Origin of the sequence: Fibrobacter sp. (assembly GCF_017545445.1) — a bacterium.
Lineage (GTDB): Bacteria > Fibrobacterota > Fibrobacteria > Fibrobacterales > Fibrobacteraceae > Fibrobacter.
Genome location: NZ_JAFWOM010000110.1, coordinates 1 through 11,128, shown reverse-complemented (window position 1 = coordinate 11,128; position 11,128 = coordinate 1). Strand labels below are relative to the sequence as shown.

Genomic DNA, 11,128 nt, shown 5'->3' with positions numbered 1-11,128 from the left:
TGGCGAAATTTACGAAAAAACGGCAAAATCAAAAAACACACATTTATCGGGTAAAATGAGACAAGCAAACCCAATATAATCAAGGCTTCCGGCTTGATTTCCTCTTTTTAATCTTGTCTCATTTCTTCCGCTTTAGCATATTGACTTATCTCCGCCACAAGCCGTACATAACAACGCAACAACAAACAGCACTGCAAAGAAAAACTTTGAAAAATACATTCACAACTCCTTTATGCGTAATTAAAATAGAAAAAACCCTGACATTTAGTCAGGGTCTTCAAATTTACCATAACCGGTGAACCGGCCACACAATTACTGATTCCAGCTGTCGTCGTGGCTGTTTTCCGGAGCCGGAGCAGCCGGAGTTTCGCCCGTTGCCGGAGTTTCTTCAACAGGCTTCAGTTCCGGAGCAGAGGATCCAGACTTTTCCTCAGAAACTTCAGATATAGGAATATTGCCAATGTAATTGCGGATAATTCTCGGAGTCACGAAAATCACGAGGTCCTTCTTCGTAATAGCCTTACGCGTATATTTGAAGAGGTTTCCAAGCAGCGGAATATCCTTGAGGAACGGAATACCGCTTTCGCTTTCCGTGTTTTCGTTACGGGTAAGGCCACCGATAACAACCGTTTCACCGTCAGCCACGACAACCTTGGTCTTAGCTTCCTGAGTCGAAATCACGACTTCGCCCTTTTCGTCATAGCCATAGGAGTTGTTCTGCGGATAAAGGTCGAGCAAAATGCGGTTATCGCCAGTGACATGCGGGGTCACAGTCAACTTGATACCCGTTTCCACCATCTTGGTCGAAGATTCACCGCTATCGTCAATCACACGAATAGAGATCTGGTCACCCATGAACACGCGAGCTTCGGTATTGTCAAGAGTCGATACCTGCGGAGATGCAAGCACTTCCGTAGAAGCATCACCCATCAAGTTCGAAATGGCAATCTGGAGATTGTTGTCGAGGAGGCTTGCCGTAATGGCGGTACTCGCCTTGCCCACAGCCGGAGTTGTACCCTTTCCGTTCGGGAAGGACTGGATAGCACCGCTAATTCGACTTGTATTCGATGCGTTACCAGAAGCAGCTCCTGCCACAGCCGCACCCGGCGTAAGCGAAGCAGTTCCTACCGCAGCAGTCCAGTCCACACCCAGTTCACGAGCAAGTTCGCTGTTCACAACAACGAGTTTTGCAGTAATCATGATTTGGAGCGTTTCCACATCAAGCTCGGTAAGAGCGTTTGCCATCTGTTCAATGCGGCTATCCGTATCATAGACAATGATAGAATTAGTGCGTTCCACGACAGAAATCTTGCCGCGGTTCGACTTCATGTTATCGAGAACCTTGACAAGTTCATCAGCCTTGGCGTGATGCACCTGGAAATTCTTACGCACGAGGGGTGCCATTTGCTCAGCCTGCTTTTCCTCATCGGCAATTTTCTTCTGCTTTGCCTGATAAGTGCTCTGGCGCTGGATGGAAATGTACTTATCCTGAATCACCCATGTGAGGTCATTCATGTTACAAATAATGTCCAACGTTTCCTGCCAGGTTTTCTTGGTCACATGCAAACTGATTTTACCCTTGACATCGGGAGCAATCAAGATATCTACGCCAGCAATGACAGAGACAGAGCGGAATATCGCATCGTAGTCCATGTTGACGAAGTTAAAGTCGTATAGCTTCTTATTTGGAGCAACAGAACCTTCGGCAGGAGCAGCCCATGCGGTAGCAAAGCTTGCCACCATAATAAGAATCGTCAGAATTTTAGTCAGCTTTTTCACTTTTGACCCCCAAATTTATCGGGAAGACCCATAGAGTAGCGACGGCTCACCCCGAATTCTTGAATCAAGAAGAGCACATCAGTTTGTGTGATTTTAAGAACTTTTCCGTTCATGATCTTATCGCCTTCTTTAAGTGTATAAGACACTCCCGGATTTTTGGTTTCGACGAGAATCGCCACCGGCTCCTCGGCTTCCCAAATGATACCCACCAATTCAACCTGGTCAATGTTAATGCCTTCTTCGACCAAGCCCTTGATTTCAACAAACGGATCACGACGACCGAACGAACTGTATGTTACGCGGTCTTCGTAAAGATCAGAGAGAGCGCTGCCGACAGGTTTCATTCCCTGCGTAAGCTTTTCACCGCGTTCCTGATCCACCTTCTTCAAACGTTCAATTTGGATAGCAGAAAGTTCATCGGAGAAACTTACGGCACGCCTATTCACGTAACCAATCTTGTTTCCAAGTTGCACCTTACGATAAAGTCCCGTCAAATCCATATTCACAAGACGATCGCCAAAGACGACACGCTGCATGACTTGCGCCTTGTCGTTCGGGGCCGCATAGAATTCTGTTTCATCGGCCACGACAATGAGTTCACGGACCACAGGACGCAAATGGAATGTCTGAACGCTAGAAATAAGCTTCTTGCTCTCGGCTTGATAAGACTTCACGAAATCCGAATAATCTGGAGCTCGGTCCGAAGAGTTCATCCAATTGCGGATATAGATACCGTTTGGACGAGCGGTCCAATAAACAAAGCCATCGCCAAGAACGGCCTTCTCGAATGTCTGCAAAATGAGGGAGCCTTCATGCACCAAGATTGCCGGGTTCGCGCCCACCGCAAGCTGTATGTTCAGGCCATTGGCATCCCAAAACACAGAATTTACAAGAGAGCCGGAACCGACCTTGAAAACAGGAGACTTGTCAGGCCCCTTGATGGAGACTGTGACAACAAAAGTACCGCTCACTTTCGAAACCTTGTCAATGCTTAAAGGCGAATTGGCAACCAAACGGAACTGTTCCATCCCAGAACCGATAACAACCGTCATTTCCTTTAAGCCTGGCAACAAGGCCGAAGCTGATGTATTCACAACTTCATTCTGCTTGGAATTAATCCCTGCAGATTTCTTGTCAAGGAGAGCCTGTTTTTCAGCAGCTTTCTGTTCGGCGGCTAAGCGTTTAGCTTCTTCGCGAGCAGCCTTCTCTGCAGCGATCTTGTCAAGACGGGCCTGTTTTTCGGCAGCCTTGCGTTCTGCTTCGGCGGCTTTTTTGTCGAGAAGCGCTTGCTTTTCGGCAGCTTTCCTATCCAAGAGAGCCTGTTTTTCAGCGGCTTTCTGTTCGGCGGCTAAACGTTTTTCCTCTTCTTTCGCGGCTTTTTCAGCGGCAGCCTTCTTGCTCGCGAAAAGCTTCGAAAGTGTCCAAGACTTGCCATTCGCATTGAATTTCAAGAGGAAATTAGCCTTGTCCAAAGCGATCGCATTTTTGTCACCCGTGATGGACGGCCCCACCTGCATTTCAATCTTCAAGAAATTCATGCCACGGTACGGTTCCTTGAAAACCCTCATGGAACGCACAAGCGACGACGACTGGTCAACATCGTAGCTACCGACGCCCAGAGCAAAATCCGTTTCAGAAAAACCGACCGTCAATTTTTTTGTAGCGTTATCATATTTTTGAAAGAATGTCGGCAAATCCTTATCCGATGCAAACATGAATTCCATCTGACAGTTTTTTGCACAATTTAAACGGACATCCTTAATAAGCGCAGCCTGCAAAGCTACGGTACTAGATAACAGTATAAGAAGGAACTTGCATTTCATTATTTGCCAACCTTCTTGGATGTATATGTGGTCAAGTTGAAGTTCACCGACATGGTAATCGGAGTCCAACCATGTGTTTCAGCTTTCTGCACTTCAGCGGCAATTCCCGAATAGCGAGAAAGTTTCAAGTTCGTAATCGCAGTCGGATAGTTAAAGTTCGCGATTTCAGCAAACAAATATCCAAGCATGTGATAACCGGAATTGACCGCAATAGAATAGCGGTTTTCGATATAGTGTTCCCTTTCGGAACGGCCTTCTGGGTTGAACTTCTGGATTTGCACACCAGAGCTACGGATCACAGAGTACAAGTCCTGCAACCTCAGCGGAACCTTTTCCTCTTCCGGGAACATTTCCTTTAACTTCTGGAAATCCTTTTCAGCTTGAACAATCTGCATTTCAAGTTCAGCGACTCGATGTTTCTTGGAATTAATCTTGTCGAGTTCAGTCTTTGCAGATTTTAGCTGGCTTTCCAAACTTTCCTTTTCGGCAACAAACGGATCCCATATATAGGTATAGACACAATATGCACCCAAAAGAATAGTGAAAATTATGACAATGGCATAAACGGTTTTCTTGTCTTTTAAATCAACATTAAGAGCGCCCATTATCAACCCTCCTCTGCAAAGTCGCGTTTGAGTTCAACTTTGAGCGTAAAGCTGTAAGCCTCGTCTCCACTGACTTTCGTCGTGGAAATGGTCACCAACGAAACTTTTGCGATGCTAGATTGTTTTTCAAGCTTGACCATGTATTCCGCGACTTCGGAAAAATCAAACGTAGTGCCCTTCATTTCGAGGTTGTATTCGCCAACTTGCGATACACTCATGAGCCACATGTTCGGAGGCAACACCGAAGAAATGTTTTCGAAGAGCACCACCCAACGTTTTTTGTTAATTTGGATGGACTTGAGCGCATTGATTTTCGAATTAATGATAGCTTGGCTTTTTTCAAGTTCGCCAATCTTAACCAATAACGGACGTTGACGATCTACTTCCGCACGCACAGCCTGTAATTCAGCTTCCATACTAGAAAGTGTTTCCAAAGTATATGCGTAAAGGAACAAACCCGCAACAATAGCAACAATGAAAATAATAGTAGGCCAAACTATACGTCTGTCCGTAATCCAAGTCAAATCCGTTTGCTTCTTGCGATGCTCGCCAGGCAAAAGGTTGATCGTAATAGCAAGTGCCTTCGCACCTTTATTCAAATTCGTAGCCATTAGAACTTCCTCATTGCAAGTCCCAAAGCCGGGGCATAAATGTTAGACAGAGAAATGGATATGCCTTCAGGGCCGACCACGCTAGAATCGCACTCCACAGAGCGGAAGGGATTCACAGTATCCGTTTCAATTCCGGTTTTTTCGGCTATATAATCCAAAAGACCAGGAACTGCAGCTCCACCGCCACCAATCAAAATCTTTTCGAGCGGACGAGAATCTTCAGCAGAAGAATAATAACGGATACCAAACGTTATCTGAGACATCAATTCTTCAAAGGCGACCTTCATGGCATCTTCAAGAACTGAAATAGCCACATTGTCGATAACCTTCAAATCATTCTTTTCAAACATTTCATGGCATTTTTCTGCTGGAATGTCAAGACTCGACGAAAGTTTGTTTATAATGACATTCAGCGAACCGCCATTCATGGATCGAACGGAGTGGAACTTTCCATCTTGAATAAAGCCCGCACTCATTTTGTTGTCACCAATATTGAAAATTGCCGTTGTCTTCTTGCGGTCTTCTTCAGATGCTGTTGCAACAAAAGAATTCATGAGCCCGAAGATATCGACATCCAGAGCCGACAGCTTAATTCCTTTGCGCGTAAAGAACTGGACCCAGGACTCAAGCATTGAGTTCTTTGCAGCCACCACATTCACCTTGACTTCATCGCCTTCATGAGAGACGACTTCGTAGTCCAGAACGTTGTCCTGGTCATCGAACGGCGGACGGGTCTGGGCAGTCTGAACGATAATGGCATCTTCATTGCCGTTCTTTGGCACCTTGATCGAAAGGCGATCGACAAGCACGCCACCTTCACCAGCACCGCAGTTCACCGATGCCACAACATCCGTATTATCATCAATTTCGTGACGAAGCATCAGCTTGGAAAAAGCTTCGCCAAGCATGTCGAAGCCATCCTTTTCTTTCTTCGCACCATTGTCGAGAGAAGCATCATCGGATTCGCGCCTCTGGATAAGACCGTTGATGATGGAACCTGCGGGTACAGGTTCAAGATCAGCTTCGCGCACAATCCTTTTACCGCTAGCATCATGATAGACCTTAACGTACTTGATGCTGTAATGGCCAACATCAATGCCAACAGTCTCACGCTCTCCGCGAATTCTAGCAATTAAACCTAAAGCCAAAATTATACTCCGATAGGAAACAATACTATGTAAATTCTACTTTTATAAACATCGAATGTCAAGCGAAAAAAAGCACTAAAACACATAAATCTAAGAAATAACGCCATTTTAGCCCAATTTTTTTGATTTTGACTTGCGATTTACCTCAAAAATGTACTGAAGAATGTGTTCCTGAGTCCATGCATACGTCCCAGTGAACATTGCCGAGACGGAAAAATACATCGGAAAATTGGGGTTCCGGTGTCCCAGATTGTTCAAAATTTTCACATCCACATTCTGTTCACCAAACGTCGGAAGTTCAAACGTGATGGATATTTTCTGGTCCGGCTTGAAGTTTTCAGGCAGACCGAGCAGAAGACCACCCGCAGAAATATCATAAAGCATGCCCGAACAAGTTTCGCCATTTTCCAGTTTCGCCACGACAGGAAAATCGACTACTTCGCGGATCCACTTACGCAACTGGTCCTTGTTCAACTGTTCGCTGTGGTTAAAGACAATTTTGTCTGAAGTGGCGGCAATGACAGGAATTCTCGCCGAATACACGGCATCGTTCATTCGAGTCCAGCGGACCTGCACCCGCATTCCCACCAGATTCTTGGAAATCGCATCCAGGCCATCTACTTGAACGCTCCAGTTTTTTTCGGAACGTTCAACAATTACGGAACGCTTGATAACCCGGAAGTCCTCGAACTCCAAATCAATGCGATCCCCTTCATTGAACTGTCTTGTCGAGCAGACCATCGTCAGAGGATTGGCCCCCGTAAAGTCCATTTTACGTCTAAGCGAAGCGACTGCATCGAGCGTTTCGTCGCGAACAGATAGCACATTACGGACACGGTAAAACTCGTTCACCGCGTTTTCAAAAAGGATAGAAGTGTTCAGCACGGCATCCTTGTTTTCGAACTTAGATGTTCGCACTAGCTTCTCCAGTGTACGCACTTCCTTTGGTGTAAATTCAAACGCCTTGATCTTTTCGTTAAAGGCTTCCGTACCAAACATCACTTCGTTTTCACGACGGTTGTACATCAGCTGGATTTCGATCAGCACCAAGGCCACGAACGGAAGAACCGGAAGAATGTAGTACTGGAAAACTCTCCAGACTTCTTGAAAAAGGCCAGTCATCACCACCTCGCCAAATTACAGCTCCGTCCAGACGCTGTTGATGTAAGTTGCAAGGATAGACGACGGAAGAGTCTTGCCAATCAAAGGAGAATTGCAGACATGACCGGCAAAATCGCCCTCGACAACCACATGCGGTCTATCCGGTGCAAGCACGACAACGTTGTCTGCTGTTGGTGCAGAACCCACCAAACGTGCAGGCGCGGTCGAGAGGAGTTCAATCGCACGAGCACCCCCCACACGCTTGACAAGCTTGTTCCAAATAGCAGGAAGAGCGACTTCCAGTGACAGTGCTCCCGGCACGGAATCCTCAAAATTCACGACCGTATCCTGACGAAGCACCGGCGTGTGGTTCATGCTGATTGCATCAACAGTCCCATCGGCAACGCCCTGCCACAAAGCCTCACGGTCTGCCGCCGAGCGAATTGGCGGAAGAATATGGTAGGCCGAATCCAAAGTTTCAAGGCAGGAATCGTCCAACAGCAGGTGATAAAGTCCCACATCGCAAGTGACATCAATGTTGTTCTTACGGGCATTGCGGACAAGTTCCAACGTTTCGCCACAAGTCACTTGTTTAAAATGCACCGGCACCTGCAAGAATCTTGCCATTTCAAGAACCGTATAAGCAGCAATCGTCTCAGCAATACGCGGAATGCCCTTCATGCCAAGCATGTCGGAATAAGCGCCTTCGTGTACGCAACCGCTGTGGCGAAGCGTTCTATCCATCGGTTGGAAGAAGAAGCGCTTGCCCGTCATCTTGCCATATTCCATCGCAAGGCGGATAAAACGGGAATGCGGAATCACGCCGTTGCCGTCGCCAAAGCCAGCGACTCCAGCTTCGGCAAGTTCCACCATTTCGGCCAAACTATCGGTTCCAAAACCTTTACTGTAAGCGCCGAGGAACTTTATATCAAATTCGCTTTCGCCAAACTCTTCGGACTTAAAGCGATTTACCATGGCCGTGAACTTGTCGGCATCGTCAATCGGATTTGCGGCACTTTCATAAAGGCCACCATAAAAACCGCCCTTGTGCATAGCAGAAAATCCATCGGAGAACGTATAAACGTCATCGCGGAGCGGTTCCATGAAGTCGAGTCCAAGCCCAAAAAGAGCCGGCATTACAAGAGCGCCCTTGCAATCAAATTCAGTAGTTTCCACATTTTTGCAAGCGTTCAGACAAACTTCGCGTCGATGTACAAAAGATTCACCGGTCCAAAACTTCGCATTTTTCAGAACAACATTCGAGACACGACCCTTAATCGGTTTACGCATTTTCATTGTTGCGACCTCCAGCCAAAAGGAAGAGAACGGCCATACGGACGGCAACACCGTTGGTCACTTGATCAAGAATAACAGAATGTTCGCCATCAGCGATATCGGAATCGAGTTCCACTCCGCGGTTGATAGGTCCTGGATGCATGATAATGACCTTGTCCTTAGCGTATTCAAGGAGTTCTTCTGTGATGCCGAACGTGTTGCGGTATTCGCGCATGCTCGGAAGGAGAGCATCGTCCATGCGTTCTTTCTGCAAGCGAAGCGCGATGATCGCATCGGCGTTTTCGACGGCCTTTTTCACGTCCGGTTCCCACGTCACATGGTTCATGAGGTCCGTATTGCGCGGCACCAAGGTCGAAGGTCCGCAAAGCGTCACATGAGCGCCCATCGTTGACATGCCCCAGAGGTTACTGCGGGCCACGCGGCTGTGGCGGATATCGCCAATGATTGTAACGTTCTTGCCTTCGAGCGTTCCGAGTTTTTCTTCGACCGTCAGCATGTCAAGGAGAGCCTGCGTCGGATGTTCATGGGCGCCATCGCCAGCATTCACGATAATTGCGTTACTGTTATCCGCAAGGAACTTCGGCACGCCCGTCCCCTTGTGACGGACGACCACGATATCAATCTTCATCGCCTCGATGTTGCGGAGCGTATCGACAAGCGTTTCGCCCTTCTTGACGCTAGAGTTAGAACTCGTGAAGTTCACCGTATCGGCAGAGAGGCGTTTTTCAGCAAGTTCAAAGCTCGTGCGCGTACGCGTGCTGTTCTCGAAGAACAAGTTCACGACAGTCATGCCCCGAAGGCTCGGCACCTTCTTGACCGGACGTTCGAGAATTTCGCGGAACTGTTTTGCATGGTCTAGAATCAGACGGATATCATGCTTGGACACTCCGCGAAGTCCAAACAAATGTTTAATTTCCAAAGCGCTCACTTTACGCCTCCACTTCTACAAGATAAACGGAATTTTCTTTGTCAATCGGATCGATAGACACTCGGACTTCCTGATTCTTGGCGGTCTCGACCGTAAGCCCGACACAATCAGGCGCAATCGGGAGTTCGCGGTGCCCGCGATCGACGAGCACGCAAAGGCGGATGGCCGCCGGGCGCCCAAGGTCCAAAATCGCACGCATGGCAGCAAGCGACGAGCGCCCCGTATAAAGCACGTCATCCACAAGGATGACAGTCTTGCCTTCCACCGAGGCCGGCATTTCGGTAAAGCGCATCTCGGTGGAGGCGCTGGGCTTGCGGTAATGGAAGTCGTCACGGTAGAACGTGGCATCGAGGCAGCCCATTTCGATAGGCTTCCCGAACTTCTGGGAAAGGCGCTCTGTGAGTTTCTTTGCCAGCGGAATCCCGCGGCTTGCCATGCCGAGGACAATCAGGTTCTCGGCGGAAGGGTGCATCTTTGCAATTTTCGCAGCCATTTCGTCAAGGGCGAATTCCATGGCCTGCGCGGAAAGCAATTCCTGGATACGTTTGCAGTTGTCTTTCATATCCAAGAATTTAGTAATCCAACATATAACTTGGCGGGACAATCCTCTAGAAATGGCCTAGCAATAGCTAGTCCTTGAGGCAACGGACTGATTGAGCAGAATTTTTCCAGTAAAAATTAAATCCGGCCCTATTTCCACTATGCTTTATTTCCACGATGTGCACACTACCATAACCCGATACATTCGGATGCCTCGTTGATGTCGTAAAAAATTGAGCCTCTATACCTAGAGAACTGAATATCGGATAATCCAGATTTGACCGCTGGTACCATTCGCCTGCAGGGTATGCGGAAAAACCAAAAGAATCTGTACCATTAAAATCTTCTCCAGAAATTTCAGACCAGCCACTGGTAGATTGCAAGTCAAGATTTTCCCATGTCCAGTACTCTTTTTCGTCATTCTGTCCACCCACAGATTCAAACAATATCACAAATTCATCCACAGTGGGCACATGCCACCCCTCCGGACACACCCCGCGGATAGGGGGTTCCAAAGAACTCGCCGTATCGCTGTAACCCTTGTAAATTTTAGGGACAATGTGGTCAAAAGGACACTCCGCACCATTGCCACACCCTTCTGCGTCAGAAGAGAAAAGCCCCGCACTATCCATCGCCGCGCTAAATAAGTACAGACGGCCATATTGTTTACAGTTTTCGGGGTCATTGTCGTAGCAGAAACTGCTTGAATCCAGGGTTTTCGTGGGTTGTAGGTAAGCGTAGTTTAGGTTCTCCGCCATCCACCACTGGTCCCCGATTTTCACGGTCCTGTAAGTCTGTCCGTCACGATCGTCTTTTAGCTTGCCATATTCGCATGTTTCACAACCAGTCGCCGGAGCTCCCGAACTCGACGAACCTGCTCCATTGAGCGAAGAACATGATTTTTCCCCGTCTTCAGGTTTGCCGACAAAGGATTCGTCATCACCGCAGGCGGTAAAATTCAAGGCAAAGACAGCAAATAAGGCCGTCCATGAAAGAAAAACGATTTTTTTGAGCATTGTCGCACTCCTCTTTTCTGCAACATAATACCTTTATCTCCATATCGCGTCAATAAAGGCATGCTTTTTTACCTATATTAAAGCGATAAATTCAACAACTCCAAGGAGATTTTTATGTTTAACCAGTTAGACAAACCGCAGGCAGGCGAAACCATCGCCATCATGAAAACCAACCACGGCACGATGAAGCTTCGTCTTTTCGAAGAAATCGTCGGCGAATGTGCAACAAACTTCATTGAACTTGCAAAACAGGGCAAGTACGATGGGGCTCCGTTCCACCG

Annotated in this window: 11 protein-coding genes; 1 reads left to right on the top strand and 10 read right to left on the bottom strand. The window is 47.5% G+C overall.

Annotated elements, in window-relative coordinates; genetic code table 11:
* Positions 1 to 312: 312 nt before the first annotated feature.
* The 10 genes from pilQ to IKG78_RS12305 form a co-directional block, all read right to left on the bottom strand.
* Positions 313 to 1,779 carry a type IV pilus secretin PilQ gene (pilQ, locus tag IKG78_RS12350; protein WP_290943884.1) on the bottom strand — a complete coding sequence of 489 codons (1,467 nt, stop codon included), beginning with the start codon at positions 1,777 to 1,779 and terminating at the stop codon, positions 313 to 315.
* Positions 1,776 to 3,602 (bottom strand): hypothetical protein, encoded by a 1,827-nt coding sequence (locus tag IKG78_RS12345; RefSeq protein ID WP_290943882.1) that lies wholly within the window; start codon positions 3,600 to 3,602, stop codon positions 1,776 to 1,778. Before IKG78_RS12345 ends, pilQ begins: the two co-directional genes overlap by 4 nt.
* Complete coding sequence (pilO, locus tag IKG78_RS12340; RefSeq protein ID WP_290943879.1) at positions 3,602 to 4,207, bottom strand: type 4a pilus biogenesis protein PilO; 606 nt, start codon at positions 4,205 to 4,207, stop codon at positions 3,602 to 3,604. Before pilO ends, IKG78_RS12345 begins: the two co-directional genes overlap by 1 nt.
* Positions 4,208 to 4,209: 2 nt before the next feature.
* On the bottom strand, positions 4,210 to 4,818 hold the full coding sequence (locus tag IKG78_RS12335; protein ID WP_290943876.1) for a PilN domain-containing protein: 609 nt from the start codon (positions 4,816 to 4,818) through the stop codon (positions 4,210 to 4,212).
* A complete protein-coding gene (gene pilM, locus IKG78_RS12330; protein ID WP_290943873.1) occupies positions 4,818 to 5,966 on the bottom strand; it encodes a pilus assembly protein PilM in 1,149 nt (382 codons plus the stop codon). Before pilM ends, IKG78_RS12335 begins: the two co-directional genes overlap by 1 nt.
* Before the next feature lie 108 nt (positions 5,967 to 6,074).
* Entirely contained in the window at positions 6,075 to 7,088 is a 1,014-nt protein-coding gene (locus tag IKG78_RS12325) for a PilZ domain-containing protein (RefSeq protein WP_290943870.1), read from the bottom strand.
* 15 nt (positions 7,089 to 7,103) lie between these two features.
* Positions 7,104 to 8,363 (bottom strand): dihydroorotase, encoded by a 1,260-nt coding sequence (locus tag IKG78_RS12320; RefSeq protein WP_290943867.1) that lies wholly within the window; start codon positions 8,361 to 8,363, stop codon positions 7,104 to 7,106.
* Positions 8,350 to 9,291 (bottom strand): aspartate carbamoyltransferase catalytic subunit, encoded by a 942-nt coding sequence (locus IKG78_RS12315; RefSeq protein ID WP_290943864.1) that lies wholly within the window; start codon positions 9,289 to 9,291, stop codon positions 8,350 to 8,352. Before IKG78_RS12315 ends, IKG78_RS12320 begins: the two co-directional genes overlap by 14 nt.
* A 1-nt stretch (position 9,292) precedes the next feature.
* Positions 9,293 to 9,853, bottom strand: a complete 561-nt coding sequence (gene pyrR / locus IKG78_RS12310; RefSeq protein WP_290943890.1) for a bifunctional pyr operon transcriptional regulator/uracil phosphoribosyltransferase PyrR — start codon at positions 9,851 to 9,853, stop codon at positions 9,293 to 9,295.
* Positions 9,854 to 9,920: 67 nt separating this feature from the next.
* Positions 9,921 to 10,847, bottom strand: coding sequence for an FISUMP domain-containing protein (locus IKG78_RS12305; RefSeq protein WP_290943861.1), 927 nt, complete (start codon positions 10,845 to 10,847; stop codon positions 9,921 to 9,923).
* Between the two features lie 114 nt (positions 10,848 to 10,961).
* On the opposite strand from IKG78_RS12305, the gene IKG78_RS12300 reads away from it, so the two are divergent.
* Positions 10,962 to 11,128 (top strand): peptidylprolyl isomerase (locus IKG78_RS12300; RefSeq protein WP_366075370.1); only part of this gene is annotated, 167 nt, incomplete at its 3' end.